This window comes from Methylobacterium haplocladii (assembly GCF_007992175.1).
In the GTDB taxonomy this organism is placed as follows: Bacteria; Pseudomonadota; Alphaproteobacteria; order Rhizobiales; family Beijerinckiaceae; genus Methylobacterium; species Methylobacterium haplocladii.
In genome coordinates, this window is record NZ_BJZT01000028.1 from 69,140 (window position 1) to 95,128 (window position 25,989).

26 protein-coding genes are annotated in these 25,989 nt (G+C 68.7%); 17 read left to right on the forward strand and 9 right to left on the reverse strand.

Annotated elements, in window-relative coordinates:
• Positions 1 to 2 precede the first annotated feature (2 nt).
• The gene (locus MHA02_RS13100; protein WP_147079298.1) at positions 3 to 926 is read right to left on the reverse strand and encodes an alpha/beta fold hydrolase; all 924 of its coding nucleotides are present in this window, start codon (positions 924 to 926) and stop codon (positions 3 to 5) included.
• A gap of 215 nt (positions 927 to 1,141) precedes the next feature.
• Here MHA02_RS13100 and MHA02_RS13105 point away from each other — a divergent pair, with 215 nt between their 5' ends.
• The 11 genes from MHA02_RS13105 to MHA02_RS13160 all read left to right on the forward strand — a co-directional run bounded on the left by MHA02_RS13105 (position 1,142) and on the right by MHA02_RS13160 (position 14,629).
• The gene (locus tag MHA02_RS13105; RefSeq protein WP_147079300.1) at positions 1,142 to 3,265 is read left to right on the forward strand and encodes a putative bifunctional diguanylate cyclase/phosphodiesterase; all 2,124 of its coding nucleotides are present in this window, start codon (positions 1,142 to 1,144) and stop codon (positions 3,263 to 3,265) included.
• Positions 3,266 to 3,420: 155 nt separating this feature from the next.
• Positions 3,421 to 3,597, forward strand: a complete 177-nt coding sequence (locus MHA02_RS13110; protein WP_147079302.1) for a DUF1328 domain-containing protein — start codon at positions 3,421 to 3,423, stop codon at positions 3,595 to 3,597.
• 159 nt (positions 3,598 to 3,756) lie between these two features.
• Positions 3,757 to 5,745, forward strand: a complete 1,989-nt coding sequence (locus tag MHA02_RS13115; protein ID WP_147079304.1) for a pseudouridine synthase — start codon at positions 3,757 to 3,759, stop codon at positions 5,743 to 5,745.
• A gap of 73 nt (positions 5,746 to 5,818) precedes the next feature.
• Positions 5,819 to 6,379 (forward strand): 16S rRNA (guanine(966)-N(2))-methyltransferase RsmD, encoded by a 561-nt coding sequence (rsmD, locus tag MHA02_RS13120; protein WP_147079306.1) that lies wholly within the window; start codon positions 5,819 to 5,821, stop codon positions 6,377 to 6,379.
• Between the two features lie 112 nt (positions 6,380 to 6,491).
• Positions 6,492 to 8,624, forward strand: coding sequence for a molybdopterin-containing oxidoreductase family protein (locus MHA02_RS13125; RefSeq protein ID WP_147079308.1), 2,133 nt, complete (start codon positions 6,492 to 6,494; stop codon positions 8,622 to 8,624).
• A 42-nt stretch (positions 8,625 to 8,666) separates the two neighbouring features.
• Positions 8,667 to 9,593 (forward strand): oxygen-dependent coproporphyrinogen oxidase, encoded by a 927-nt coding sequence (gene hemF / locus MHA02_RS13130; protein WP_373866687.1) that lies wholly within the window; start codon positions 8,667 to 8,669, stop codon positions 9,591 to 9,593.
• Entirely contained in the window at positions 9,590 to 10,708 is a 1,119-nt protein-coding gene (locus MHA02_RS13135) for an ATP-dependent DNA helicase (RefSeq protein WP_147079311.1), read from the forward strand. The genes hemF and MHA02_RS13135 overlap by 4 nt, the downstream gene beginning before the upstream one ends.
• Before the next feature lie 111 nt (positions 10,709 to 10,819).
• Complete coding sequence (maiA, locus tag MHA02_RS13140; RefSeq protein WP_147079313.1) at positions 10,820 to 11,467, forward strand: maleylacetoacetate isomerase; 648 nt, start codon at positions 10,820 to 10,822, stop codon at positions 11,465 to 11,467.
• Between the two features lie 139 nt (positions 11,468 to 11,606).
• Positions 11,607 to 12,935: an NAD(P)/FAD-dependent oxidoreductase gene (locus MHA02_RS13145; RefSeq protein WP_147079315.1), complete on the forward strand. Its 1,329-nt coding sequence runs from the start codon at positions 11,607 to 11,609 to the stop codon at positions 12,933 to 12,935.
• Between the two features lie 6 nt (positions 12,936 to 12,941).
• Complete coding sequence (locus tag MHA02_RS13150) at positions 12,942 to 14,000, forward strand: hypothetical protein (RefSeq protein WP_147079317.1); 1,059 nt, start codon at positions 12,942 to 12,944, stop codon at positions 13,998 to 14,000.
• Between the two features lie 377 nt (positions 14,001 to 14,377).
• Positions 14,378 to 14,629, forward strand: coding sequence for a hypothetical protein (locus MHA02_RS13160; protein ID WP_147079319.1), 252 nt, complete (start codon positions 14,378 to 14,380; stop codon positions 14,627 to 14,629).
• A gap of 3 nt (positions 14,630 to 14,632) precedes the next feature.
• On the opposite strand, the gene tgt is transcribed toward MHA02_RS13160, so the two are convergent.
• Positions 14,633 to 15,775, reverse strand: coding sequence for a tRNA guanosine(34) transglycosylase Tgt (tgt, locus tag MHA02_RS13165; protein WP_147079321.1), 1,143 nt, complete (start codon positions 15,773 to 15,775; stop codon positions 14,633 to 14,635).
• An 87-nt stretch (positions 15,776 to 15,862) separates the two neighbouring features.
• Positions 15,863 to 16,951, reverse strand: a complete 1,089-nt coding sequence (gene queA, locus MHA02_RS13170) for a tRNA preQ1(34) S-adenosylmethionine ribosyltransferase-isomerase QueA (protein WP_147079323.1) — start codon at positions 16,949 to 16,951, stop codon at positions 15,863 to 15,865.
• Between the two features lie 134 nt (positions 16,952 to 17,085).
• On the opposite strand from queA, the gene MHA02_RS13175 reads away from it, so the two are divergent.
• On the forward strand, positions 17,086 to 17,301 hold the full coding sequence (locus MHA02_RS13175) for a hypothetical protein (protein WP_147079325.1): 216 nt from the start codon (positions 17,086 to 17,088) through the stop codon (positions 17,299 to 17,301).
• Positions 17,302 to 17,484: 183 nt separating this feature from the next.
• Here the strand turns inward: MHA02_RS13175 and MHA02_RS13180 are convergent, their stop codons facing one another.
• A complete protein-coding gene (locus MHA02_RS13180) occupies positions 17,485 to 17,715 on the reverse strand; it encodes a hypothetical protein (RefSeq protein ID WP_147079327.1) in 231 nt (76 codons plus the stop codon).
• Positions 17,716 to 17,920: 205 nt separating this feature from the next.
• Here MHA02_RS13180 and MHA02_RS13185 point away from each other — a divergent pair, with 205 nt between their 5' ends.
• The 4 genes from MHA02_RS13185 (at position 17,921) to MHA02_RS13200 (ending at position 21,173) form a co-directional block, all read left to right on the forward strand.
• The gene (locus MHA02_RS13185) at positions 17,921 to 18,808 is read left to right on the forward strand and encodes a cation diffusion facilitator family transporter (RefSeq protein WP_147079329.1); all 888 of its coding nucleotides are present in this window, start codon (positions 17,921 to 17,923) and stop codon (positions 18,806 to 18,808) included.
• A 123-nt stretch (positions 18,809 to 18,931) separates the two neighbouring features.
• Positions 18,932 to 19,828, forward strand: a complete 897-nt coding sequence (argB, locus tag MHA02_RS13190; protein ID WP_147079331.1) for an acetylglutamate kinase — start codon at positions 18,932 to 18,934, stop codon at positions 19,826 to 19,828.
• Positions 19,829 to 20,016: 188 nt separating this feature from the next.
• Complete coding sequence (locus tag MHA02_RS13195) at positions 20,017 to 20,769, forward strand: pyrimidine 5'-nucleotidase (RefSeq protein ID WP_147079333.1); 753 nt, start codon at positions 20,017 to 20,019, stop codon at positions 20,767 to 20,769.
• Positions 20,766 to 21,173, forward strand: coding sequence for a metallopeptidase family protein (locus MHA02_RS13200; protein WP_147079335.1), 408 nt, complete (start codon positions 20,766 to 20,768; stop codon positions 21,171 to 21,173). Before MHA02_RS13195 ends, MHA02_RS13200 begins: the two co-directional genes overlap by 4 nt.
• Before the next feature lie 175 nt (positions 21,174 to 21,348).
• Here the strand turns inward: MHA02_RS13200 and MHA02_RS13205 are convergent, their stop codons facing one another.
• The 5 genes from MHA02_RS13205 to MHA02_RS13225 form a co-directional block, all read right to left on the reverse strand.
• On the reverse strand, positions 21,349 to 22,575 hold the full coding sequence (locus MHA02_RS13205) for a peptide ABC transporter permease (protein ID WP_147079337.1): 1,227 nt from the start codon (positions 22,573 to 22,575) through the stop codon (positions 21,349 to 21,351).
• 125 nt (positions 22,576 to 22,700) lie between these two features.
• The gene (locus MHA02_RS13210) at positions 22,701 to 23,231 is read right to left on the reverse strand and encodes a DUF2937 family protein (protein WP_147079340.1); all 531 of its coding nucleotides are present in this window, start codon (positions 23,229 to 23,231) and stop codon (positions 22,701 to 22,703) included.
• Positions 23,232 to 23,295: 64 nt separating this feature from the next.
• Positions 23,296 to 23,574 carry a hypothetical protein gene (locus MHA02_RS13215; protein ID WP_147079342.1) on the reverse strand — a complete coding sequence of 93 codons (279 nt, stop codon included), beginning with the start codon at positions 23,572 to 23,574 and terminating at the stop codon, positions 23,296 to 23,298.
• Between the two features lie 7 nt (positions 23,575 to 23,581).
• Positions 23,582 to 24,589: a WD40 repeat domain-containing protein gene (locus tag MHA02_RS13220; RefSeq protein WP_147079344.1), complete on the reverse strand. Its 1,008-nt coding sequence runs from the start codon at positions 24,587 to 24,589 to the stop codon at positions 23,582 to 23,584.
• Positions 24,586 to 25,293: a YoaK family protein gene (locus MHA02_RS13225; protein ID WP_147079346.1), complete on the reverse strand. Its 708-nt coding sequence runs from the start codon at positions 25,291 to 25,293 to the stop codon at positions 24,586 to 24,588. The genes MHA02_RS13220 and MHA02_RS13225 overlap by 4 nt, the downstream gene beginning before the upstream one ends.
• 231 nt (positions 25,294 to 25,524) lie before the next feature.
• Here MHA02_RS13225 and MHA02_RS13230 point away from each other — a divergent pair, with 231 nt between their 5' ends.
• A complete protein-coding gene (locus tag MHA02_RS13230) occupies positions 25,525 to 25,959 on the forward strand; it encodes a response regulator (RefSeq protein WP_147079348.1) in 435 nt (144 codons plus the stop codon).
• Positions 25,960 to 25,989: the final 30 nt, after the last annotated feature.

Sequence of the window (25,989 nt, forward strand, 5' to 3'; positions counted from 1 at the left end):
GGCTAGCCTCGCAGGAAGGCCATGAGCGCCGCGAGCGTCTCGTCGGGGTTTTCCTCGGCCAGGAAGTGGCCGCCGGCGATCGAGGCGCCCGTGGCTTTCGGCGCGAACGTCCGCTGCCACACCGCGAGCGCGCTCTCGGGCTTGTCCTTGTCGAGGTAGTCGCGGCTGGCCAGGACGAGGACGGGCATCGCCAGAGTCTCGCCGGCCGCCAGGTCGGCCTGGTCTGCGGCGCGGTCGGGTCCCTCGGGTCCGCCGGCGCGATAATCTTCGCACATGGCATGGATACGCTCCGGCACGTTCCAGCTCTGCCGGTAGAGGTACAGCGCCCCCGGTGCGAAGGACGACAGATCGTGCTTGCTCGTCCAGTCCCGCAGCAGGCCTTCGTAATAGGCGTCGGGATCTCGGCCGATCGCCTCTTCCGGCTCCGGTGCGGGCTTGGCGAGGAAGGGCCAGTGCGGATTCGCGCCGGGCTTCGCTGCGATCCGCTGCCACTGGATCGTAGTCGGCACGATGTCGAGCAGCGCCAGACGCTCGACCCGGCCGGGCGCGTCGAGGGCGACGCGATAGGCGACGCGCGCGCCGCGATCGTGGCCGGCCATCGCAAACCGGACGTGGCCGATCCGCTCCATCAGGTCGACGATCTCGCGGCCGAGCGTCCGCTTCGCGTAAGTGGAATGGTCGCCTGTGCCCACCGGCGCGTCCGACCAGCCGTAGCCCTTGAGATCGAGGCAGATCACCCGATGGGTCTTCGCCAGGGTCGGTGCGAGGCGATGCCACATCGCGTGCGTCTGGGGAAATCCGTGCAGCAGGAGCAGCGGCGGCGCGTCGGGCGATCCGCCGGCGCGGGCGAACCAGCGTCCCGCCGGTGTGTCGATCCACAGCGCTTCGAAGCCGGGAAAGAGATTTTCGGTGTCGTCCCCGGCCATCGAACGTTTTCCTGCTGCTGGAACAAGAACAACGTAGAGTCCGCGCGGCGGCTCCACACGCGAATCTCTTTGCATCGCAGGATCACGGATCGAAGAGAATCGCGGGTCTATGATGCGGGCCCTTCGACCACTTCTCAGGCACTTTGCCTACAACTTCGGCATGAACATTTCTTAACGGTTACAGGTGAAATTCCGGCGTCTCCTCCGGTAGTCTCATGCCTCTGCACGCACTCGAAGAAGTCGCTCAGATCTCCGCCGACTGGCTCTGGCAAACCGACCAGGACGGGCGGTTCACTTACCTGTCCGCCGAGGCCGAGCGGTTCATGGGGCACCCGGTTGCGGCCATGCTCGGGTTCACCCGTGAGGCCTATTCCGTCGAGGACGGAGCGGCCGGCGAAAACATCTACAGCCTTCACGAAGTCTCCGAGGCAATGGCCGCGCAGCAGCCGTTCCGCGACCGGATTTACGTCTTCCGGCATCCGGACGGCGCACCGCGCTGGTTCGAGATCAGCGGGCGTCCGCGTTTCGACGCCGACGGTACCTACCTCGGCTATCGCGGCGTCGGCAGCGACGTCAGCGATCAGCACCGCACCCGTTCTGCGCTGGCGACGGCGCTTTCCCAGCTCCAGGGCGCCAACGCGCAACTCGTCGAACAGAACAGGCTCTTCGACGCAGCGCTCGAAAACATGACCCAGGGCCTGTGCATGTTCGATGCGGAGAGCCGCCTCGTCGTGTGGAACCACCGCTACCTGGAGATCTTCGGCCTGGAGGAGGCCGCGCTGGCGCCCGGCATGACCCAGCGTCAGATCATCGAGACCCTCGTCGCGCTCGAGCGCTACAAAGCCGGCGCCACCGTCGATTCCGTGAGCGAGGGCACCCGCACCTCCCTGTCCGCGGACGCGACCAAGTCGGTCCTGCGCGAACTGGCCGACGGCCGGGTCGTCGCGGCGACCCATCGCATCATGGCCGGCGGGGGGTGGGTCGCGACCTTCGAGGACGTGACGGAGCGTCGGCGCAACGAAGCGCGGATCATCCACATGGCGCGCCACGACGCGTTGACCGACCTGCCGAACCGCTCGGCGCTCCGCGAGATCGGCGCTGAGATGGTCAGCCGCACGGATGATGGATCGACGCTGGCCGTGCTTTGCCTCGATCTCGACCGCTTCAAGCCCGTCAACGACAGCTACGGGCATGCACTCGGCGACAAGCTCCTCAGGGCGGTGGCCGAACGGTTGCGCAGCCACATCCGGGGTGGCGACGTCGTCGCCCGTCTCGGCGGCGACGAGTTCACCGTGCTTCACCGTGTCGCCGACATCTCCGGCGCGGTCACGTTGGCCCAGCGCCTGATCGCCGTGGTCAGCGCCCCCTACGAGCTCAACGGCTTCAACATCGAGATCGGCATGAGCGTCGGGATCGCGCTCGCCGACGGCGAGGGACGCGACATCGAGCGTCTGCTCAAGGACGCCGACATGGCGCTCTACGAGGCCAAGGCCGTCGGCCGCGGCACCCATTGCCTGTTCGAGACGCAGATGGACGAGACGGCGCGCGAGCGCACCGTCATGGAGCGCGAACTGCGCGAGGCCCTCGTCCATGGCCGGTTCGAACTGCACTACCAGCCGCTGGTCGACCTCGACGACAACAGGATCAAGGGCGTGGAAGCTCTGGTGCGCTGGCGGCATCCCGAGCGGGGGCTCGTCAGCCCGACCGTGTTCATTCCGCTCGCGGAAGAAACCGGCCTGATCGTGCCGCTCGGCGACTGGGTGCTCAATCAGGCCTGCCGTGATGCCGCTGCGCTGCCGGACGACATCAGCGTCGCCGTTAACGTCTCCGCGCTGCAACTGCGCAACCGCAACTTCGCGCAAGGAGTCCTCATGGCGCTCGCGGCCAGCGGCCTGAAGGCGACGCGGCTCGAACTCGAAATCACCGAAAGCGTGCTGCTCGACGACACCGAGTCGAACCTCGAGACGCTGCATACCCTGCGTCGTCTCGGCGTCCGCATCTCGATGGACGATTTCGGCACCGGCTATTCGAGCATCAGCTACCTGCGGCGCTTCCCCTTCGACAAGATCAAGATCGACCGGTCGTTCGTGCGCGATTCCGCAGGCCGCTCGGATGCCGGCGCCATTATCCGCGCCATCGTCGGGCTCGGCGCGAGCCTCGGCATCACCACGCTGGTCGAGGGCATCGAAACGGAGGAGCAGCTTGCCACGGTCCGCGCGGAGGGGGCGCAGGAGATGCAGGGCTACCTGTTCAGCCCGCCGCGACCGGTTCAGGATATCGCGCGGATGATCGCCGACGCCGCCGCGAAGCGGTCCGTTGCATCTGCCGCTGCAGCTTGAACGTCTACGCAACCGTCGCGGGAAAGCGCCTGCGGTAGCCGCGCGGCATGCGTTCAGTCCCGGTCCATCGAAGCCGTGCGAGAAAATGCCGTCGACGCAGGAACGATTGCCACAGCTTGGCCATTGTGCTCGGGACGGATTGATCGGAGGGCACCATGCTCGGTTGGGCAGTGACGTTTCTCGTCGTCGCGCTGATCGCGGCGATCCTGGGTTTCGGCGGCGTCGCGGGCACTGCGATGGAAGCGGCCAAGATCGTATTCTTCGTGGCGATCGCACTGTTCCTGATCTCCGCGGTGTCCGGTGCCGTACGCGGACGCGCACCGCGGATCTGACGAAGCGGCCCGCCGGATCGGATGAATACGGGCGGCGTCGGCCGCTTTTGCGATTTGCGATGACGGCAGCGGCCCATGCAGCGGCGACATCGCGGGCGTGCCCATGGCCGCCCAACACGCGTCTCGTAACAGGCGGCATGCTCTGTTATGGCATCGGGCATGAACGACAATTCCGAAGACGACATCCCCGTGGCGGAGCCCGCGCGCGGCGACGAGACGATTCCCGCGAGCCCCGAAGCGCTGCCCGCGACACCGGACGGTGAACGGATCGCCAAGGCGATCGCCCGTGCCGGCATCGCCTCGCGCCGCGACGTCGAGGCGATGATCGAGGCGGGCCGCGTCACCCTCAACGGGAAGATCCTGGCGTCGCCGGCGATCAACGTCACCGATGCCGACCGCATCACCGTCGACGGCGAGCCTCTGCCGGCCCGGGAGCGCACGCGACTTTGGATCCTGCACAAACCTCGTGGCGTCGTCACCACGGCGCGTGACCCCGAAGGCCGGCAGACGGTCTTCGATGTCGTGCCCGAGGAACTGCCGCGCGTCGTCGCCATCGGCCGGCTCGACATCAACACCGAGGGCCTGCTGCTGCTGACCAACGACGGCGGTCTCGCCAAGGTCATCGCGCATCCCGACACCGGCTGGCTGCGCAAGTATCGTGTGCGAGCTTTCGGCGAGATTACCCAGGTGGAACTCGACAAGCTCCGCAAGGGCGTCACCATCGACGGGATGGAATACGGCCCCGTCGAGGCGCATCTCGATCGGGCGCAGGGCGACAACCTCTGGCTGACGCTGGGGCTGCGCGAGGGCAAGAACCGCGAAGTCAAGCGTATCCTCGAGCATCTCGGCCTGTCGGTGAACCGGCTGATCCGGCTCTCGTTCGGTCCGTTCCAACTCGGCGATCTCGAAGTGGGCCTCGTGGAAGAGATCCGCACCAAGGTGCTCAAGGAGCAGCTCGGCAAGACCCTGGCCGAGCAGGCCGGCGTCGATTTCGAGAGCCCGACGCGCGAGCCGATCGCGCCGTTCGGCAAGCCGAAGAAGCCCGCCGCCGCCGCGCCCGAGCGCTCTGGTGGCCAGGGCCAGAAGTCCCCCCGCGAGGGCGGGCGCTCGCGCGAGCCGAGCTATGGCCGGCCGAGCTTCGACCGCCAGGGCCGCGACCCGTCGCGACCGGCGCGTCCCGCCGCCCCTGCTCGAGTACCGACCGGCGGGATGAGTGCCGGTCCCCGCGAGTCGATCTGGCGCGCCGATGCCGATGTCGAGAAGCCGCACGGCACCAAGATCCCCCGCCGCGGTGCCGACCCGAAGGCATCACGGGCCGTGGCGGCCGAGCGCGGACGCGAGCGCGTCGGTGCGATCCAGGCCGCCGGCGACCGCCGGGTGCTGGTCGAGCGACTGCAGCCGAGCCCCGAGGCTCCGGCGCCCGAGCCGCACAAGCGTACCCGCTTCCGCACGCAGGACGAGCGCCCGCAGCGTTCGGGCGACGACCGCGCGCCGCGTGCCGATGCGCGGCCGCCCCGGCGCGACAATTTCGAGGATCGCGGCGAGCGTCGCGGCCCGCCGCGCGACCGCCCTCAGGGCGGCGAGCGCTCGGGTGGTTTTCGCGGAGAGGACCGTCCGCGTTCCTTCGGCGGCGGTCGCGACCGTCCCGAGGGTGGGGCCAATCGGAGTGACGAGCGTCCGCGTTCGTTCGGTGGTGGCCGCGATCGTCCCGAGGGCGGGGCCAATCGTGGCGACGAGCGTCCGCGCTCCTTCGGTGGTGGCCGGGACCGTCCCGACGGCGCAGCCGGTCGTGGCGAGCGCCCGGGCGGGTACCGTTCCGCATGCGATCGCGGCGGCTTCAAGGGAGGCGAAGGCCGGTCCGGCTCCGGTGCCCGTTCCGACCGCCCTGCCGGTGGCGGTTTCCGGACCGACAAGCCCCCGGGCGGACGCCCCGGCGCCGGTCGCAGCTTCAAGCCCGGCGGCGATCGTCCGGGTGGCTTCCGCAGCGATCGTCCCGGCGGCGGCGACCGCCCGGGTGGCGGGGGCTTCAAGGCGGGCGCCGGTCGCCCCGGCGGCGGCTTCAAGGGCGGCAAGCCCGGCGGGCGTCCGGGCGGCTTCGGCGGCAAGCCGAATTCCGGCGGTGGCCGTCCGCCGCGTGCGGGGAAATGATCTCGAACGAACGACCGTGCACTGCCCGAGGCGGTGAGCGCACGGCCGCTTCGGTTCGCGGATCTGTGAAAGAATGAGGATCGTCGGGGGAGATCTGCGTGGGCGCACCCTGCGCGGCCCGCGCACCGACGCGATCCGGCCGACCTCGGACCGGCTGCGGGAGGCGCTCTTCAACGTCCTCGCCCATGCCTACGAGGATGCGGTCGCGGGTGCCCGCGTCCTGGACCTCTTCGCGGGCACCGGAGCGTTGAGCTTCGAGGCGCTGTCGCGCGGCGCTGCCTACGCGCAACTCGTCGACGAGGGTGCCGAAGCTCGCGGGCTCATCCGCGAGAACATCGAGGCCCTGGGACTCGAGGGCACCACCCGCCTCTACCGGCGCGATGCCACGAAGCTCGGTCTGGCCCAGGCGAGCGGGCGGTTCTCCCTGGTCTTCTGCGATCCGCCCTACGGCCGGGACCTCGCCCCGAGGGCGCTCGTCTCAGCTGCCGAGGGTGGCTGGCTTGAGCCCGCCGCGTTGGTGCTGGTCGAGGAGGCGGCTGGCGTGGTCCTCGCTCCCCTCCCCGGCTTTTCGCAACTGGAGCGGCGCTACTACGGCGAGACGGCCGTGACATTCCTGCGGTTCTCAGCCGGCTGAACGCCCTGGCCGGTCGGTCCCCTTCTTAGAATTATAATTGACTTGAGCGCGCCCGCGCGAAATCCTGCCGGCACAAAAGCGCCCCAAGGCGCCCGCCGGGAGAGATACGCCGATGCCTGCCACCCAGACCACGAAGCTCGGCGCCTGCCCGCACGACTGCCCCGATACCTGCTCGATGATCTACACGATCGAGGAGGGCCGGCTGATCAGCGTGAAGGGCAACCCCGACCATCCCATGACCCGCGGCGCTTTGTGCGGCAAAATCAACGATTTCGATCGGCACCACTACAATCCCGACCGCGTGCTCTATCCGATGCGCCGCTCGGGTCCGAAAGGCTCCGGCCAGTTCACCCGCATAACCTGGACCGAGGCGCTGGACGAGATCCACGCCCGCTTCACCGAGGTCCGCGAGACCCACGGCCGGGAGGCGATCCTTCCCTACAACTATCTCGGCAACGAGGGCGTGGTGCAGGGCCTCACCGTCGGCGACGCCTTCTTCAACAAGCTGGGCGCCAGCGTCGCGGAGAAGACCTTCTGCGGCTCGGGCTCCTGCACGGCCTGGCTCCTGACCGTCGGGCCGACCAACGGCCTCGACCCGATGAGCTTCACCCAATCGAAGTACATCGTCATCTGGGGCTGCAACTCGATCTCCACCAACATCCACCATTGGCACGTGGTGAAGGAGGCGCAGCGCGCCGGCGCCAAGGTGGTGGTGATCGATCCCTACCGCTCGCGTACGGCGAAGGAAGCCGATTGGCACATCATGCCGAAGCCCGGCACCGACGGTGCGCTGGCGATGTCGCTGATCCACTGCATCATCAACGGCAATCTGATCGATGCGGATTATGTCGAGAGCCACACGGTCGGGTTCGACCAGTTGAAGGAGCGGGCAGAGCCCTTCACGCCGGAATACGCGGAGAAAATCTGCGGCGTGCCGGCCGCGGACATCCGCATGCTGGCGCACGAATACGCGACCACCCGCAACGCCGCGATCCGGCCGGGTGTCGCCGTCGAGCGCAGCGCCGGCGGGGCGCAGGCGTTGCGCGCGATCTTCTCGCTGCCGGCGCTGACCGGGGCCTGGAAGGACCCGGGCGGCGGCGTCTACCAGATGCCGCTGTGGGAGTTCCCGGTGCATTGGGACCGCGTCTGCCGGCCCGACTGGATTCCGCAGGGCACGCGCGCCGTGAACGTGCTGAAGCTCGGCGCAGTCCTCAACGGCGAGGCCGGACTCGACCCCGGCATCCACGCGCTGATGGTCTACAACGCCAACCCGGTCTCGAACTCGACCGAGACCGCCGCGATCAAGAAGGGCCTCGCCCGTGAGGACCTGTTCACGGTGGTGAGCGAGCATTTCGTCACCGACACCGCCCGCTACGCCGACATCCTGCTGCCGGCCACCATGGCTGCCGAGCACGACGACATGATGTTCTCGTGGGGGCATTTCTTCTTCACGCTCAATCAGAAGGCGATCGAGCCGCCCGGCGAGACCGTCTCCAACGCCGAGCTGTTTCGCCGTCTCGCCAAGCGCTTCGGCTTCGACGAACCGCAATTCTCCATGAGCGAAACAGAGCTCATGGAGTGGTATCTCGACTGGGACAGCCCGAAGATGGCCGGCGCCAGCATGGACCACTTCCGCGAGCAGGGCTGGTACCGGTTGAACATTGGGGATCCCGAAACGCGCACGCCCCATGCCGAGGGCAACTTCCCGACGGCGTCCGGCAAATGCGAATTCTTCTCACAGGGGGCCCTCGACAACGGCAACTTCGTCGCCCCGCCCTTCCGGCAGATGTACGAGGCCGAGCAGGGTGGCGAGACCCTCGATCCCTTGCCCGGCTACGTGCCGGCCAACGAGCGGCCGGAGACCAACGGGGCGCTCGCCGCGCGCTTCCCGCTCAACATCGTCTCCCCGAAGAGCCACGGCTTCCTCAATTCGCAATATGCGAACGAGGCCCACAAGATCGCCCGCCAGGGCGAGCAGGCGATCCTGATCAACCCGTCGGACGCCTCTGGGCGGCAGATCACGGAGGGGGCGCTGGTGCGCGTGTTCAACGAGCGCGGCACGTTCCATGGCCAGGCCCAGGTGACGGAGGACGTGCCGCCGGGTCTCGTCGTGGCGTCCCTCGGCTACTGGCACTCGCTCAACCGAAACGGCGCGGTGAACGTGGTGAGTTCGTCTACCTACGGCGGAATGGGCCATTCGCCGACCTTCAGCGACAACCTCGTCGAAGTCGGACTCGCGACTTAGCGAATTGACGCCTCCCGCTCGGGATGTGACATCGCTGGGGCCATGCAGAAGCCCGCAATGACCCTCCCCCTGCCGAGCGAGAGCGACCTCGCTGCCATCAAGGCCGACGCGGCCACGTGGTTCGCCACCTTGCGCGACCGGATCGTGACGGCGCTGGAGACCTTGGAGGATCAGGCGGCCGGCCCGTTCCATGCGGACGCGCCGGCGGAGGCCGGAAAATTCGAAAAGACGCCGTGGCAGCGCACCGACCATAGCGGCGCCCCGGGCGGTGGCGGCGTCATGTCGATGCTGAAAGGCCGCGTCTTCGAGAAGGCCGGCGTCCACATCTCCACGGTGCACGGCGAGTTCGCGCCGGAATTCCGGGCGCAGATGCCGGGTGCCTCCGAGGATCCGCGCTTCTTCGCCACCGGCATCTCGCTGATCGCCCATCCGTGGAACCCGAACGTGCCGACGGTCCACATGAACACGCGCTTCGTGGTGACCACGAAGGCGTGGTTCGGCGGCGGGGCCGACCTGACGCCGGTGCTGGAGCGCCGTCGCAATCAGGAAGACCCCGACACCCGGCTGTTCCATGCCTCCCTGCAAGAGGCTTGCGATGCACACGCGCCGGCCGCGAACTACGAAAAGTACAAGGCGTGGTGCGAGGAGTATTTTTATCTCCCTCACCGTCAGGAGCCGCGCGGCATCGGCGGCATCTTCTACGACTATCACTGGACCGGCGACCCGAAGGCCGATCTCGCCTTCACGCGGGACGTGGGACAGGCCTTCCTCAAGGCCTATCCCGAGATCGTCTTCTCGAACCTCGCCAAGGACTGGACCGAGGCCGACCGGGTCGAGCAGCAGGTCCGGCGGGGACGCTATGTCGAGTTCAACCTGCTGCACGACCGCGGCACCATCTTCGGCCTGAAGACCGGCGGCAACGTCGCCTCGATCCTGTCCTCGCTGCCGCCGACCGTGCGCTGGCCGTGACGGCCGATCTGCCGAAGGCCTACGCCCCGCAGCAGGAGGCGGCGCTCAAGGCCATCGCGAACTGGATGAAGGGCGGCGGCGATCAGGTTTTCCGCCTGTTCGGCTATGCCGGCACCGGCAAGACTACCCTAGCGCGGCGCATCGCGGACGACGTCGACGGCACCGTGCTGTTCGGCGCCTTCACCGGCAAGGCGGCCTCGGTGATGCGCCAGAAGGGCTGCCACGACGCCGCGACGATCCACAGCCTGATCTACCGCACGAAGGAGGGTGACGAGGGCGGCCCGACCTTTACGCTGAACCGCTCGGGTCCGGCGGCCAAGGCGGATCTCATCGTCATCGACGAATGCTCGATGGTCGATTCCGACCTCGGCAACGACCTCCTGGCCTTCGACAAGCCCGTGCTGGTGCTCGGCGACCCGGCCCAGCTTCCGCCGGTGCGCGGCGGGGGCTTCTTCACCGAGGCCGAGCCCGACGTGATGCTCACCGAGGTCCACCGGCAGGCGGCCGACGATCCGATCGTGCGCATGGCGATGACGGTGCGCGAAGGCGGCCGGCTGGAATTGGGCACCTTCGGCGACAGCCGCGTCGTCTCCCGCCGCACCCTCGACCCGACCGAGGTGCTCGATTGCGATCAGGTGCTGGTCGGCATGAACAAGACCCGCCGGCTCTACAACAACCGCCTGCGCGAGCTCGCAGGCCACACCGACCCGATGCCGTCGGTGGGCGAGAAGCTGGTCTGCCTGCGCAACGACCGCACGAAGGGCCTGCTCAACGGCTCCACCTGGACGGTGCAGGCGCTGCGCGCGCCGCCGCGCCCCGACACCATCCGCCTCGACGTCGTCTCCGAGGACGATCCGGCGGTTCGCCGCCGTGCCGTCGACATCAAGGTCTTGCGCCAGATCATCGAGGGCAGCGAGGAGGAGATCCCGTTCTCCATGCGTCGCGAGACCGACGAGTTCACCTACGGCTACGCGCTGACCGTCCACAAAGCGCAGGGTTCGCAGTGGGACAAGGTGGTGCTGTTCGACGAATCCTTCGCGTTCCGCGAGCACCGGGCGCGCTGGCTCTACACGGGACTGACGCGGGCGGCGCGGGCGATTACGGTTGTGGTGTGAGGGTCTGTCCCCCTCGGGAGCGTCCTACCCTCGCCTTGAGGGTGAGGGCGAGCGTTGAAGAGGCGGAACCTGACCGGTTCTCGCAGCACCTCATCAGGGAGAGGCAAGTCCATGAAGATGTATGGCAATTGGCGCTCGGCAGCGTCGTTCCGCGTGCGGGCTGCGCTCAACCTCAAGGGCATTGCCTACGAGGAGGTCTTTCTCGATCTCGACGCCGGCGATCACCGGAAGCCCGAGTTTCTTGCGATCAACCCGCAGGGTGCGGTGCCCGCGCTCTTCGTCGATGACGGGCCGCCGCTGACGCAGTCGCTGGCGATCCTTGACTATCTGGAGGAGACGCATCCGGAGACGCCGCTGCTGCCGGCCGATCCGCGCGATCGCGCCCGCGCCCGCTCGCTGGCGCAGCTCATCGCCTGCGACACGCATCCGCTCTACACGCCGCGGGTGCGCAAGCACCTGATGAAGGCCTACGATCTGTCGAAGGAACAGGGGCTGGAATTCCTGCACTTCGCTTTCGCTTCAGGGCTGGAGACGCTGGAGAAGCGGCTCTCGACCGAAGCCGGCACCGGCCGTTTCACGCAGGGCGACGCGGTCAGCCACGCCGATCTCTGCCTCGCCAGTCTCTGGGCCGGCACCGGCATCTTCGGAGTCGACACGGCGCCTTACCCTACCGTGAAGCGGGTTGCCGAGGCATGCCTCGCCCTCGACGCCGTCGCCCGCGCGCATCCGCTGAAGCAGCCGGGCGCGCCAGCGAGCTAGAACCCGGACTGCGACCCCCTCTCGCATGCGTGCGATAGGCCGATCGCGCAGGCGTGATGTATAGACGTTCCAACGTAGGCCTTCGCTGCCATGGGGCATGGCGGCGGCAGGGCCGACGGCTCAAACACGGGGTACGGGGATGGTTCCGGGTGAAGCGGTCACGGACCGGCACAAGATCGTCGTCGTCGGTGGCGGGGCGGCCGGCCTGGAGCTCGTGACCAAGCTCGGGCACACGCTCGGCAAGGGCAAGGCCCACGTCACCCTGGTCGATCGGGCGCGCACCCATATCTGGAAGCCGCTGCTGCACGAGGTCGCCGCCGGCAGCCTCGACGTTGGCCACCACGCGGTCGATTACCTCCACCACGCGCACGCCCATCATTTCCGCTATCGCATCGGCGAGATGACGGGCCTCGATCGCGAGCGCCGTGTCATTCACCTTGCAGCGAGCTACGACAGCGAGGGCCGCGAGGTCACGCCTGTCCGCGAGATCCCCTACGACACGCTCGTCATGGCAGTGGGCTCGACCACCAACGATTTTGGCACGCCGGGGGTGAAGGAGCACGCCATCGCGCTGGACACCCAGGACCAGGCCGTGCGGTTCCACCAGCGCCTCGTCAACGGCATGCTGCGCGCCCACACGCAGGTCGGCCCGGTGCGGCCGGGACAGCTCCACGTCACCGTGATCGGCGCCGGCGCCACCGGCACCGAACTCGCGGCCGAGCTGCACCGTACCACCCGCGAAGTCGCCAAGACCGGCCTCGACAAGATCGACCCGTCGAAGGACCTCAAGATCACTCTGGTCGAGGCGGCCGACCGCATCCTGCCGGCGGTGCCTGCGCGACTGTCCGGCGAGGTGATGACGCTGCTCTCCAAGATCGGCGTCGAGGTCCGCGTGAAGGCGCGCGTCACCGAGGTCAAGGCCGAGGGCGTCCAACTCGCCGATGGCGGGTTCATTCCCTCCGAACTCGTGGTCTGGGCGGCCGGCGTGAAGGCGCCGCCCTTCCTGCAGGGCGTCGGCGGCCTCGAGACCACGCGCAGCAATCAACTCGTCGTCACGCCGATGCTGGAGACGACGCGCGACCCGAACATCCTCGCCATGGGCGACTGCGCCTATCTGGTGGAGCAGGGCTCGGACACGCCGATCCCGCCGCGCGCGCAGGCGGCGCACCAGCAGGCCGCGTACCTGTACAAGCAGATCACCAACCGGCTCGCCGGCAAGACCACCAAGCCATTCAAGTATCGCGACTTCGGCTCGCTGGTGTCGCTCGGCCACTACACGACCGTCGGCAACCTGATGGGCTTCATACAGGGGAAGAACATGTTCATCGCCGGGCTGTTCGCCCGGGTCATGTACCGCTCGCTCTACAAGATGCACGAGATGGCGGTGAACGGCGTGATCAAGACGAGCCTCGACGCCGTGGCGCGGGCGCTGACACGCCGCGGCGTGGCGCGGGTGAAGTTGCACTGAGGCGCGGTGCCGCGATCTGACATCACACCCGAGGCGGCCTGGCGCCGCTTCGGAGCGAGTTTTTCCGCGGCCGTCGCGGTCCTCGGCCTCGCGGCGATCGGCTTCGTCGCGCTGTTCGACCCCTACGGACTGCGTGCGGCACCCGGCCGGCCGCCCGGTCCGCTGATGGATTCGAACCAACGCTTCCTATACCCGCAGATCGTGCGCTCGGGCGCCTACGACGCGGCCGTGATCGGCACCTCGACGGCCCGACTCCTCGACCCGCGCGACCTCGACCGGGCCTTCGGCGCCCGCTTCGCCAACCTCGCGATGAACGCCGCGACGCCCTACGAGCAGAGCGAAGTCGCGGCGCTTGTCCTGCGCCATGTCCGCCCCAAGGCGATGATCTTCGCCCTCGACACCACCTGGTGCGAGGCCGAGGCCGACAGGCGGCGTCTGACGTTTCGGCCGTTTCCGGCTTGGCTCTACGAGGACACCGCGAACGGCGGGTTCATGAGGCAGGTGAACTGGCGCAGCCTCACCATCGCGGGCGGCGTGCTATTACACCGGCTCGGGCTCGCGCCGGAGCGGATCCGCGGCGACGGCTTCGCCGTGTTCACCCCGCCGGAGTGGAGCTACGACGCACCCCGGGCTGCGGCGCATATCCATTCCGGCGCGACGGCGCTCGACGACACGGATGCCTCCGAGACCAAGGCCCCGGCATCGGATGGCCCGATGCCGGCTCTCGCCTGGCTTGACGCACTGCTTCGGAAGACTCCGGCAGAGGCGTTGAAGCTCGTCGCCTTCATGCCGGTCAACGTCGCGGCTCAGGGCCGCCCCGGGACGCCGCAGGGCCAGCGTGAGGCCGCCTGCAAGGCGCAGGTCGCGCGGATCGGCGAGATGCGCGGTGCGACGGTCGTCGATTTCCGCTATCCTTCCTCCGTCACCACCGACGATACAAACTACTGGGACGCTCTGCACTATCGCCTGCCGGTCGCAGGACGGATTATCGGCTCCCTGAAGGCGGCGACGCAGGGCGGTGCCGACGATGCCGGTGGAGTCTATCGTGTACTGGCCCGTCCGTGACCGGCCTGTGCTTCCCTTCCGATCCGATCGCGAAGGTCGTTTCATGCCAGACGAGATTTCGGCCCGGACGCCGCAGAGGCCTGGCACCCAAGCACTCGGCACCCGAGCCGTGGGGGCCGTTGCACTGGGCGCCCTCGCCCTTGGTGCGGTGGCCCTCGGGGCCTTCGCGATCGGTCGCCTGTCGATCGGCCATGCGCGGATCGGCAGGCTGGAGATCGGCGAGTTGCGGGTGCGGCGGCTCCGCCTTCCAAAGGACGCCGACGCAGGCGAGGACGACCGGGGCCGCGATCCGACCGGAGGACGGTCGCACTCTCGTCGAGATTGACTGATTTCAGTCCCCCCGCCCGGCTGGACCGCGGCGCATGAGAGTTGTCCGAATGCTTGTCCGTATCACCCTTGCTCTGGTCACCGGCCTCGGCGCCACGGCGGCCTTTGCCGCACCTGCCGCCGCACCTGCGACCCGCGAGACGCTGAAGCAGTATTGCACCGGCGACTACCTGAACTATTGCAGCGATTATGCGGCCGATACGCCGGAGCTCAAGGCCTGCTTCAAGCAGAACAACGCCAAGCTCACGCCCGATTGCCGTGCCGCCATCGCCAGCTACACCAAGGCGCAGAAGCGGGGCTGAAGCTCAGGCCGCCCGCTCGGCCTCGGCTCGCGCCCACTCGGCCTTCGTCTCGCCGATGAAATCCGCGAGCCGGCCGGCCGAGATCGCCGCGCGCATCCCGGCCATCAGCTCCTGGTAATAGGCGAGGTTGTTCCAGGTCAGGAGCATCATCCCCAGGATCTCGTCCGAGCGGACGAGGTGGTGGAGATAGGCGCGGGAATAGTCGCGGGTCGCCGGGCAGGTCGATTGCTCGTCGAGCGGACGCGTGTCCTCGGCGTGGCGGGCGTTGCGCAGGTTGATACGGCCGTGGCGGGTATAGGCGAGGCCGTGGCGGCCGGCCCGGGTCGGCATCACGCAATCGAACATGTCGATGCCGCGCGAGACCGCCTGCATCAGGTCGTCCGGCGTGCCGACGCCCATCAGATAGCGGGGTTTGCCAGAAGGCAGGTGCGGCTCCACCGTCTCGATCATCGCGAGCATCACCGCCTGCGGCTCGCCGACCGCCAAGCCGCCGATGGCGTAGCCCTTGAGGTCGAGTTCCGTCAGCGCTCGCGCGCTCTCGACGCGAAGATCGGGAATGTCGCCGCCCTGCACGATCCCGAACAGGGCCTTGCCCGGCTGTTCGCCGAACGTGACCCGGCAGCGTTCCGCCCAGCGTAGGCTGAGCCGCATCGCCTTCTCGATCGCCTCGCGCTCGGCCGGCAGGCGCACGCATTCGTCGAGCTGCATCTGGATGTCGGAGCCGAGCAGGCCCTGGATCTCGATGGAGCGCTCGGGGCTCATGTGATGCGCCGTTCCGTCGATATGCGAGCGGAAGGTCACGCCCTTCTCGTCGAGTTTTCTGAGCGCCGACAGCGACATCACCTGGAAGCCGCCGGAATCCGTGAGGATCGGCCCGTCCCAGCGCATGAACCGATGCAGGCCGCCGAGCCGCTCCATCCGCTCCGCGCCCGGCCGCAGCATCAGGTGATAGGTGTTGCCCAGCACCACGTCGGCGCCGAGATCGCGCACCTGTTCCGGATACATCGCCTTGACCGTCGCCGCCGTGCCGACGGGCATGAAGGCGGGTGTGCGGATGGTGCCGCGCGGCATGGAGATAGCGCCTGTGCGGGCGGCGCCGTCGGTGGCGTGGACGGAGAAACGGAAATCGGTCGGGAGATCGGACATGTGCTCGAAGCGGCTTCCTGCATCGTGCGCGGGAAAAGTTCTCTCCCCTCGGCGGGAGAGGGAGATGCGCGTCGGCGTTACGCCCTATCAGACCGTCGCCGGAAACAGCAGGCTCGAATCCCCATACGAGTAGAAGCGGTACCCCTCCCCGATCGCATGGGCATAGGCCGCCCGCATCGTCTCGAGCCCCGAGAAGGCCGAGACCAGCATGAACAAGGTCGAGCGCGGCAGGTGGAAGTTCGTCATCAGGGCGTCGACGGCGCGGAAGCGGTAGCCCGGCGTGATGAAGATCTCGGTGGGGCCGGCGAAGGGGCGGATGGTGCCGTCCGCGTCCGCCGCGCTCTCCAGCAGCCGCAGGGCCGTGGTGCCGACGGCGACGATGCGTCCGCCCTCGGCGCGGATCCGGTTGAGGGCATGTGCCGTCTCGCCCGACAGAACACCGATCTCGGCGTGCATCCGGTGCGCGTCGGTATCCTCCGCCTTCACCGGCAGGAACGTGCCTGCGCCGACATGGAGCGTGACGGCGTGCCGCCTGATGCCGGCGGCGTCGAGGTCCGCCAGCATCGCCTCCGAGAAATGCAGGCCCGCGGTGGGCGCTGCCACGGCGCCGGGCTCGCGGGCGTAGATCGTCTGGTAGTCGGTGGCATCGCGGGCGTCAGCGGGGCGCTTGCCGGCGATGTAGGGCGGCAGCGGCAGGGCGCCCTGTGCGGCGATGGCTTCGTCGAGCGCGGGGCCGGAGAGGTCGAAGCGCAGCGTGATCTCGCCGCCCTCCCCCTTGCTCGCGACGGTCGCGTCGAGGCGGCCGAGTTCGCAGGTCTCGCTCGCGCCGCCATCGCTTCCGAACCGCAGGAGATCGCCGGGCGCGAGGCGCTTGCCCGGACGGGCGAAGGCGCGCCAGCGATCGGGCGCCTCGCGCAGATGCAGCATCGCCTCGACGCGCTGGCCCGGGGCGCCGGGCCGATGCCGGACCCCGTTGAGCCGCGCGGGGATCACGCGGGTGTCGTTGAAGACGAGGGCGTCGCCCGCCCGCAGCAGCCCGGCGAGATCGCGCACGCCGCGATCCGCGAAAGGCTCGCCCGGCTGCACCACGAGCAGCCGCCCGGCGTCGCGCGGGCTCGCCGGACGCAGGGCTATGAGAGCTTCCGGCAGGTCGAAATCGAACAGGTCCACGCGCATGCCGCGCCAACAGCACGGAAGGTGGTGGCGAATCAAATTTTCGGCTGCGGCTGCGTACGGAACCGCAGCGATGCGGCCTCGTTCGCTATCCGGTCCCGGTCGATCCCACCCGGGCCGTGGACGAGGATCGCTGCATGAGTGACGCAATCGGCCCCCAGCGCGTCACCCTCGATGGCCAGCTCGTCGCCTATTGGGAGCGCGAGGCCGCACGGTTCGACGAGCTGCAGGAGCGTGCCGCGATCAAATGGATGGCCCGCAGCTACGCCCGCAGGGCCGAGCGCGCCCGCGCGCTGGCCGAGACGAGCCGCAGGCGCGAGGCCGCGCGGGGACGGGACCCGGGTTCGAGCTGAGGGAGGCGCCGAAGCGAAAATCAAGGAGATGGTTTCGGATCAGACCCCTCCGAACCCGCTCCCTCACCTTCGGCTGCCGCCTCGCCGTACTCCGGCAACGGGCACGGCTCGTTCCCCGAAGCGAGGTGAGGCGCTCTGCACGCGGCGTCGCCTTCACGCCGATGGCGCTTCCATTCTTGCCCGTCAGCGGCTGTGCAGGATCAACGTGATCAGGACCGCTGCCGTGCAGACGAACATCGCCACGCCGAGCGCGAGGCTCGCGAGTGTCGTCGCGGAGATGTAGGTCCCGGCGACGGAGCCGAGGACATTCAGGGCGCCCCGTCGGTCGGGTCTGGACGGATGTCCGCAAGACGGGCAGGCGACGGCCATGTCGGAGATCCGATGGTCGCAAGCGGTGCAGTGGATCAGAGCCATGACGCGTTCCCCTCCTCGAACCGAACTGCGGGACGAGCCTCGAGCCGCCCTTTCGAAGGATATCGTCGCGCTCCAGCGTGGCGGCAAGCCGGGCTCCGATCGCGGCGTCCATAGCCCCGGCTAAAACCTTTGCCGTGGCCTTCGGAGGAAGCCGCGGCTATGGCCGCCCCTCCTCCCACTCTTCCAGCGAGCGCCCGGTCGCAACATGACCCGCACCGAGAAAGCCGCTCTGCTGAGTGCCGCCATCGGCGCCCTCGTCACGGCGTTGAAGTTCGGTGCGTTCTGGCTGACAGGCAGCATCGCGCTGTATTCCGATGCGCTGGAGAGCATCATCAACGTGGTCGCGGCGATCTGCGCCTTCGTGGCGCTGCGCGTCGCCTCGCGTCCGGCGGATGACGAGCACCCCTACGGCCACCACAAGGCCGAATACTTCTCGGCGGTGATCGAGGGCACGCTCATCATCGTCGCCGCCCTGCTGATCCTGCGCGAGGCCTATCAGGGCATCGTCACGCCGAAACCCCTCGACGCGCCGGTCATCGGCCTCGCCGTGAATGGGCTCGCCACCGCGATCAACGCGGTCTGGGGCTGGGTGCTGCTGCGGCGCGGACGCAGCTGGCGCTCGCCGGCGCTGATCGCCGATGCCCGCCATATCCTCGCGGACGTGGTCACCTCGAGCGGTGTCATCGTCGGCGTCGGGCTGGTGCTCGTCACCGATACCCTGGTGCTCGACCCGCTGGTGGCAGGCCTCGTCGCCCTGCAGATCCTGTGGTCCGGCTGGACGATGATGCGGGATTCGATCAACGGCCTCATGGATCAGGCGGCCTCGCCGGAGATGATCCAGAAGTTGCGCGGACTGATCTCGCACCACAGCGAAGGCGCCCTGGAAGCTCACGATGTGCGCACCCGCCACGCCGGCAGCGCCACCTTCATCGATTTCCACCTCGTGGTACCGGGCGAGATGACGGTCGCCGATTCCCATGCCATCTGCGATCGGTTGGAGGAAACCATCGAGGGCGAGATCGAGGGCGCCGTGGTGACGATCCACGTCGAGCCGGGCGACCACGCCAAGCAACGCGGCGTGCCGGTGATCTGACGATCGCAGCGCAGCCGCGCGGCCCCCACGCGGATTTCCCGGCGGCGCCGCTTCGCATCGTCACCCGCCTGGGCTAGAAGCCCGGCCGCGACAGCCCTCAGCCACGGAGCCGACAGGACCGCGATGACCGATCCGCTGCCGAACGTCCATGTGCGCGCCGAGGTCCTGACCCAGGCCCTCCCCCACATGCAGCGCTACGATCAGGAGATCGTGGTCATCAAGTATGGCGGGCACGCCATGGGCGATCCTGCCGCGGCCGAGGATTTCGCCGAGGACATCGTGTTGCTGGAGCAGTCCGGCCTCAAGCCGATCGTCGTGCACGGCGGCGGGCCGCAGATCGGCCGGATGCTGAACCGGCTCGGCATCCAGTCCGAATTCAAGGGCGGCCTGCGTGTCACCGACGAGGCCACCGTCGAGGTGGTCGAGATGGTTCTGGCCGGCTCGATCAACAAGCAGATCGTCGGTTGGATCTCGGCCGAGGGCGGCCGGGCGATCGGCCTGTGCGGCAAGGACGGCAACATGGTCCGCGCCAAGCGGGCGATGCGCACCCTGCGCGACCCGGAGACGGACACCGAGACCGAGATCGACCTCGGCCTCGTCGGCGAGCCGGACCACGTGGAGCGCGGCGTGCTCGACGCGGTGCTGAAGGCCGAGCTGATCCCGGTCCTTGCTCCCGTCGCCTACGGCCCGGACGGCAAGACCTACAACGTCAACGCCGACACCTTCGCCGGCGCCATCGCCGGCGCGCTGCGGGCCAAGCGTTTGCTGCTGCTGACCGATGTTCCGGGCGTGCTCGACAAGGACAAGAACCTGATCCCCGAACTCTCCGTGGAGGATTGTCGGCGGCTCATCGCCGACGGCACCATCACCGCGGGCATGATCCCGAAGGTCGAGACCTGCATCTACGCCTTGGAGCAGGGCGTCGAGGCAGTGGTCATCCTCGACGGCAAGGTGCCGCACGCGGCGCTGCTGGAGCTGTTTACGGATTATGGTGCCGGCACGCTGATCCGGCGGGGGTAACGCCGACGGCCGTCGGTTTCGACCCTCCGTCCGTCGGCGAGCGCGACTGCGCGTCGCCGGTCCTGCGGCGGATGCCTTCGGCCGGCCACGGTCGAAGGCCACACTTGTCAGCGGTCACGTTTCCCTTGGCGCTTCCGCGCGCCTATCCTGAAGGGCGGTCCGTCCGGCCGCCCTCATCTCGGCAGCACATGACGCGTTCCTTGGCCGTCCAGGGCGACATCGACGTCGGCATCTCGAACGGCCGCGGCTTCGGCCGGGTCGACACCTGGGTGTTCGACCTTGACAACACGCTCTATCCGAGCGACGCGCAGGTCTGGCCCCAGGTCGACGAGCGCATCACGCTCTACGTGATGCAACTCTACGGGCTGGACGGCCTCTCGGCCCGTGCCCTGCAAAAACATTTCTACCATCGCTACGGCACGACGCTGAAGGCGCTGATGGTCGAGGACGGGGTCGACCCGCACCATTTCCTCGATTTCGCCCACGACATCGACCACTCGACGATCCGCCTCGACGCGGCGCTCGGCTCGGCTATCGAGCGCCTGCCCGGGCGAAAGCTGATCCTGACCAACGGCTCGCGGCGGCATGCCGAGAACGTGGCGGCGAAGCTCGGTATCCTCGATCATTTCGAGGACGTGTTCGACATCGCCGCCGCCGGCTTCGTGCCGAAGCCCGAGCGCTCGACCTACGAGCTTTTCCTCGATCGGCACGGCGTCGACCCGCGGCGCTCGGCCCTGTTCGAGGACATCGCCCGCAACCTCGTGGTACCGCACGATCTCGGCATGGCGACGGTCCTCGTGGTGCCCCCCGTGCCCGACCCGTTCCGCGAGCGTTTCGAGCAGGAGGCGGTGCAGGAGCCGCATATCGACCACATCACCAGCGATCTCGCCGGCTTCCTCGAGGCTTGCGTCCTGCCCGTAGCCACGATCGAGACCCGATGAGCGATCGCTCCCGAGAACGCGCCCCGAGCCTCGCGGAGATCGAGGCCATCGCCTTCGATGCCTTCGCGCAACTGCCGCACGCCTTCCGGCGGCTCTGCGCGGGCGTGCGCATCCATGTCGACGATTTTCCCGACGACGCGACCCTCGACGAGATGGAGTGCGAGTCGGAATACGACCTGCTCGGCCTCTTCCGCGGCACTGGCCTCGCCCAGGCCGGCGAGACCACGACCGGCCAGATGCCCAACGCAGTCTGGCTCTACCGCCGGCCGCTCCTCGACTATTGGGCCGAGCACGACGAGAGCCTCGGCCACCTCGTCACCCACGTCCTGGTCCACGAGATCGGCCACCATTTCGGCCTCTCGGACGAGGATATGGCGCGGATCGAGGCGCAGGCCGAGGGGTGATTTTTTTCGCGCGGCCTCGGCGGTTCCACCGCGCGTGATGACATCATCTGGCGTGCCGGACGACACTCATGCTTCGCGGGACCCGTTGCGCGAGCGCTCAGGACGAGGATCGGAGCGAATGGCGTGACGGGCCGGCTGGTCCTTGCAGCGCAGCCGCCGGCTCCGAAGCGTCTCGCTACCCCTGCGCCTTCAACAAAAGGCTCGCCTTCGGCCGGCTCGACCGGAACTGCCCGCGCTCGATCGCCACGAAGGCCAGTACGGCGACGGCGATGGAGGTGAGCCACCAGATCGCAGTGAGGCCGACGCCGATGCAACCGATGGTGAAGGCGGTGACGAAGGCTGCGATGGCGCCGGGGACCAGGAGCGAGCTGTCGCGACCGGCTCGGCGGATCGAGGCGTAGAGGGCGAAGGCGGCGGCGAAAGCGCCGACGATCCCAAGCTCGTACCAGAACTCGAACAGCATCGTGGTCGGGGCGTTCGCGGGCAACAGGCCGACGAAGCGACCGCGGAGTGCCGTTTCCAGGCCATGCCCGGTGATGAATCGAACCGGTTCGGTCGTGACGAGTTTCTGCCAGACCTTGAGGGAGAGCGCGCTCGGGGCCGTCGGCCCGAACAGGGCGGCCCCGATCGGCCGGATCAGGAAAGGCAGCAGCGGCGCAGTGGCCAGCAGCAGCGCAGCCGTCAGGGCCGTCACCCGCACGCCGAGGGCATGCCGGGCATTGGTGAGGGCAAAGGCGAGTGCGCCGACGCCCAGCGCCAGCAGCGGCGTCAGCCCCGGCGCCAGCAGCAGCGCTCCAGCGACGAGCAGCACGGTCGCCAGAGCTCCGGTGTCGCGGCGGCGTGAGCGCAGCCAGGCCACGGCAGGCCAGGCGAGCAGAGCGAGCAGCACCGAACCACGCTCCAGGGCGCCGTCGCCGTCGCCGCTGTCGCTCATCATGGCGTCGCTGAACAACCCGATCAGGATCGCGACAACCGCCGCCGCCCCGACGCCGAGGGGCAGCAGGTAGAGGTTCGCCGAGCGCATCCGGTCCGGAAGGGCGAGATAGCCGGCGAGCGTCAGCACGATCGTCGCGACGAGGTTGGCGAGACGTTCGGTGGCCGGGCCGGGGAACGGCGTCCAGGCGAGCGAAAGCGCCGACCAGAAGATCACCAGCGTGCCGGCGAGGAAGGCCGGCGCGCGCAGGAGGCGAACGATGCCGCCGCCGGGCGGCCGCTGCTTGCCGTCGATGGCGCTGGCGATGATGAGCAGGACTACGGTGATCGGTGCGAGCACGACGGTCGCGCGGCGCGAGACCTGAGCCGCCACAGGCACGATCACGAACAGCGTGAAGAACCCGATACGGCGCAACAGGGCGGCGGCGTCGAGGGCAGGATCGGCAGTGGTGGTGGGCGCACGCGCCATATTCGAACCGGGGCCGGCGCGGCGAGCGGATGCTGGCGCCGTCATGCTTCTCCTAGTTCAGCCGTCCTGACAGGGCTGTAGGGCTCCTGCAACACCTGTGCCCCGATAGGCACGGATCGTGGCGGTCAAATTGCCCGCGTCGCCGGTGTCGGACGTTTCCTGCGCCGGCTCAGACTGCGCCCGAAATCGGTGACGACGCGCCAGCCGCCCCAGGCGACAAGGAACCCGACGAGGCCGGCGATCAGCCCGTCCGTCGTGGTCGGTACGGCCGGCCGGTAGTCGCGATAGGCGGCCCACGCCACGGCCACGTCGGGATTGCGGGCGACCGCCACGGTCTTGCCGAGCGGCGATGCAGCGGCGTCGATGGCCTGCTTCTGTGCGTCGAGTGCCCGGAAGCGCTCGACATCGCCGCGCACGGCCTCGCCCCGGCGTGCGACCAGGGCGTCGGCGTTCTTGCGCAGGTTTTCGATGGCGCTCTCGCGGGTGTTGCCGGTGGCTTGCGCATCCGAATCGAGCGTCGCGATCTGGCGCCGCAGTTCCTCGATCGCGCCCCCCAGGCGCTGGGCGTATTGCTGCGCGAATTCGGGCGCCTGTGCCGCGATGATCGCACCGATGATGCCGAGTGCGAGGCCGAACGTACGGATCACACGGAACACGGGCCGTCTCCTGAAGGGTTCGATGGAAAGAGCATGAGCGGGACGCCTGTTCCAGCCGCGATCGTCAGTGGTCCAGGCGGATCGCACGAAGGACGTCCTGTCGCGTGACATCGGCCAGCGGCATGGCGATCTTGCGCGCCATGCTGCGCACCCCCGGTGCCATCACCAGGATGACGGTCTCGAAGCCCGGACAGGCCGGATCGGCGCAGACGATCTCGTTGACCTTCACCACGACGGTCGTTCCGTAGCCGCCGGCGGCGCGCGCCCAGGCTTCGATCCGATCGCGCTCCGCCTCTCGCTTGGCGTCTCCCGGACGCGGCCGACCGAATCCAAACAGCGCCATGCCGGCTTCAGCGCGGCAGTGTGAGGATGCCGGCCTGCCCGTCGGCGCAGCCGAAGGCGAGACGGCCGCCGCCGCCGTCCCAGGCGAGCGCCGAGATCGCGCTGTCCTGGACGGCGGGACGCACCAGCAGTTCGGCGGCATCGACGAAGCGCACGAGCAGGATGCAGCCATCCTCGTAGCCGATGGCGAGCACGAGGGATTTGGGGTGGAAGGCCACGCGGGCGACCCGGGCCGGGCGCACGCCGCATTCGCGGGGCGCCTTGCCGGTCGGTCCCTCCTTGGTGTCGAAGGGCCAGACGATGGCGGCCTCGGCCCCGCTCGTCGCCAGCCAGTCGCCGTCATGCGACCAAGCTGTGGAGCGCACCTTGGCTGGGTAGCCGGACATCCGCATGTGGCCGCGGTCGGGCTGGAGGCGCCAGCCGTGCAGCGCGTTCTCCTGCATCGTCGTGATGACGAAGCGGCCGTCCGGCGACCAGGTCACGTCGAGATGCGAGCCCTTCCATTCGACGAACTCGGCCGGCGTCTCGAGGTTCGGGTACCAGAGGCTGACGCCGTTGTAGTGGGCGACCGCCAGCCGGTAGCCCTTCGGCGCGAAGGCGAGGCCGCGGGCGCTCGTCGGTGCGGCGAACGTCCGCTCGCGGCCCTTGGCGTCGCGCGAGACGACGCTTTTGCCGACGGAATAGGCGACGCCGCCATCCGGGTGCAGCGCCAGCGCGTCGATCCAGGCGCCGCCCTTGGCGGTCGCGACCTCCCCGACCACGCCATCTCCGGCAACGGACATCACGCGGCCGTCATCGCCGCCGGTGACGAGGCGGCGCGCATCGCCGGTCGCCACGAGGATGCCGGCCTCGCCATGCGGCGTCACGGTGCGCTGCTCGCCCTCGCGCGCCAGCACGACGCCGCCCTCGGCCGTCGCCAGGGCGAGCGTGTCCTTGAGCCAGTGCGCAAGCGTGACGTGCGAGCCCGCGCTCAGCGGTGCCACGTGTTCGGTGAGGGAGGGAACGCTGGACGTCATCCGCGCGGGCCTTTTCGAGACGGCAAGGGAGTCGATGGAGGCGGTTCGGCGGTCAGGGTTCCGCTCGTCACAGTGACGAAGGCCGCCCAGAACGCGAGCACCGCCAGGATCGCCGCAGGGATGGCAAGCGCTTCGATGTCGAGTTGCACATGCGCTAAGGCGCCGGCAACCGCTCCGACCAACAGCGATAGCCAGACGAGGCCGTCGCCGACCCAGCCGAAGCGCGGCCCGCGCCCGGCGAGTGCCAGGGCGAACTTCTGCCCGAAGGCGAACAGCGCCCCGGTCACAAAGGTCGTACCCGCCCGGAAGCCCTGAATGTGGGCGAGCACGGCGTTCTGCGTGCCCATCGCGAGCGAAAGGAACAACGCCGCCATCCCGAGATGCGACCGCTCCTGCGCGCTGACGAAGGCCGTCGCCACCGCAAGCGCTTCGAAGGCGAGGATGGCGGGTGTCGCCCAGCGTTCGGACATGAGCGCCGCGATGGCGCCTCCCAGCATCGCTCCCACCAGAAATGCGAGGATGAGCAGGCAGGGCAGGAGCGCCGTGTGTCCCTCTCCGTGCCCGATCGCGACGGCGAGCTGGGTCGTGTTGCCGCTCATCAGCGAGGTGTAGAGGCCACCGAGCCGGATGAAACCGATGGCGTCGATGAAGCCGGCGAGCGCCGTCAGCGTCAGTCCGAAGCCGAGGAGAACGGACCGGCTCACGGCGTGCCGCCGGGGAATGTCGAAAGACGATGCGTCGCCTTTCGGCCGCGCGACCGCGTCCGGAGGCATGGAATGCAGTTCTTAACCGCCGGCCCCGAAAGGTTAACGATTCGGTTACCAGTTCGGCGCAAATCGAGGGAATCACGGTGAACGACGGCGCAAGCGGAGCCGTTGGTCCGGCGATCTGAAAGCTTTGCCGTTGCAGGCTTTCGGGTGAGTTGGAGTACCCTCATGCTGCCTTTCGCCTGTTTTCCCGCCGCCCCCGCTTTCCGCCTCGACGGGCTGGCGGATCGCGTCGTCCTCGTCGTCGAGGATGAATTCATGGTCTGCGAACTCACGGCCGAGGCCCTGCACGACGAGGGCTACCGCGTGCTCACCGCCGCCGACGCGATGGAGGCGGAGGAGATTCTCGCGCACGAGCGGGTCGACCTGCTCTTCACCGATATCGATCTGGCCCGCAATACGAACGGCCTCGTGCTCGCCCACCGCGCACGATGCCAGCACCCCGACCTGCCGGTGGTCTACACCTCGGGCGGCTGCGGCAGCCTGTCGCCGAGCGAGGCGGTCTGTGATTCGGTCTTCGTGCCGAAGCCCTATCTTCCGAGCGAGATCGTCGCGCTCACCAACGACATCCTGCGCCGGTTCCCCAGCCCCCATCACGCGTGAGCGCGCATGCGCCCGCGCCGCACTCAGGAC

Coding starts and splice junctions, on each gene's coding strand:
- MHA02_RS13100 (WP_147079298.1), bottom strand. CDS start 926: ATGGCCGGGGACGACACCGAAAATCTCTTTCCCGGCTTCGAAGCGCTG.
- MHA02_RS13105 (WP_147079300.1), top strand. CDS start 1,142: ATGCCTCTGCACGCACTCGAAGAAGTCGCTCAGATCTCCGCCGACTGG.
- MHA02_RS13110 (WP_147079302.1), top strand. CDS start 3,421: ATGCTCGGTTGGGCAGTGACGTTTCTCGTCGTCGCGCTGATCGCGGCG.
- MHA02_RS13115 (WP_147079304.1), top strand. CDS start 3,757: ATGAACGACAATTCCGAAGACGACATCCCCGTGGCGGAGCCCGCGCGC.
- rsmD (WP_147079306.1), top strand. CDS start 5,819: ATGAGGATCGTCGGGGGAGATCTGCGTGGGCGCACCCTGCGCGGCCCG.
- MHA02_RS13125 (WP_147079308.1), top strand. CDS start 6,492: ATGCCTGCCACCCAGACCACGAAGCTCGGCGCCTGCCCGCACGACTGC.
- hemF (WP_373866687.1), top strand. CDS start 8,667: ATGCAGAAGCCCGCAATGACCCTCCCCCTGCCGAGCGAGAGCGACCTC.
- maiA (WP_147079313.1), top strand. CDS start 10,820: ATGAAGATGTATGGCAATTGGCGCTCGGCAGCGTCGTTCCGCGTGCGG.
- MHA02_RS13145 (WP_147079315.1), top strand. CDS start 11,607: ATGGTTCCGGGTGAAGCGGTCACGGACCGGCACAAGATCGTCGTCGTC.
- MHA02_RS13160 (WP_147079319.1), top strand. CDS start 14,378: ATGCTTGTCCGTATCACCCTTGCTCTGGTCACCGGCCTCGGCGCCACG.
- tgt (WP_147079321.1), bottom strand. CDS start 15,775: ATGTCCGATCTCCCGACCGATTTCCGTTTCTCCGTCCACGCCACCGAC.
- queA (WP_147079323.1), bottom strand. CDS start 16,951: ATGCGCGTGGACCTGTTCGATTTCGACCTGCCGGAAGCTCTCATAGCC.
- MHA02_RS13175 (WP_147079325.1), top strand. CDS start 17,086: ATGAGTGACGCAATCGGCCCCCAGCGCGTCACCCTCGATGGCCAGCTC.
- MHA02_RS13180 (WP_147079327.1), bottom strand. CDS start 17,715: ATGGCTCTGATCCACTGCACCGCTTGCGACCATCGGATCTCCGACATG.
- MHA02_RS13185 (WP_147079329.1), top strand. CDS start 17,921: ATGACCCGCACCGAGAAAGCCGCTCTGCTGAGTGCCGCCATCGGCGCC.
- argB (WP_147079331.1), top strand. CDS start 18,932: ATGACCGATCCGCTGCCGAACGTCCATGTGCGCGCCGAGGTCCTGACC.
- MHA02_RS13195 (WP_147079333.1), top strand. CDS start 20,017: ATGACGCGTTCCTTGGCCGTCCAGGGCGACATCGACGTCGGCATCTCG.
- MHA02_RS13200 (WP_147079335.1), top strand. CDS start 20,766: ATGAGCGATCGCTCCCGAGAACGCGCCCCGAGCCTCGCGGAGATCGAG.
- MHA02_RS13205 (WP_147079337.1), bottom strand. CDS start 22,575: ATGGCGCGTGCGCCCACCACCACTGCCGATCCTGCCCTCGACGCCGCC.
- MHA02_RS13215 (WP_147079342.1), bottom strand. CDS start 23,574: ATGGCGCTGTTTGGATTCGGTCGGCCGCGTCCGGGAGACGCCAAGCGA.
- MHA02_RS13220 (WP_147079344.1), bottom strand. CDS start 24,589: ATGACGTCCAGCGTTCCCTCCCTCACCGAACACGTGGCACCGCTGAGC.
- MHA02_RS13230 (WP_147079348.1), top strand. CDS start 25,525: ATGCTGCCTTTCGCCTGTTTTCCCGCCGCCCCCGCTTTCCGCCTCGAC.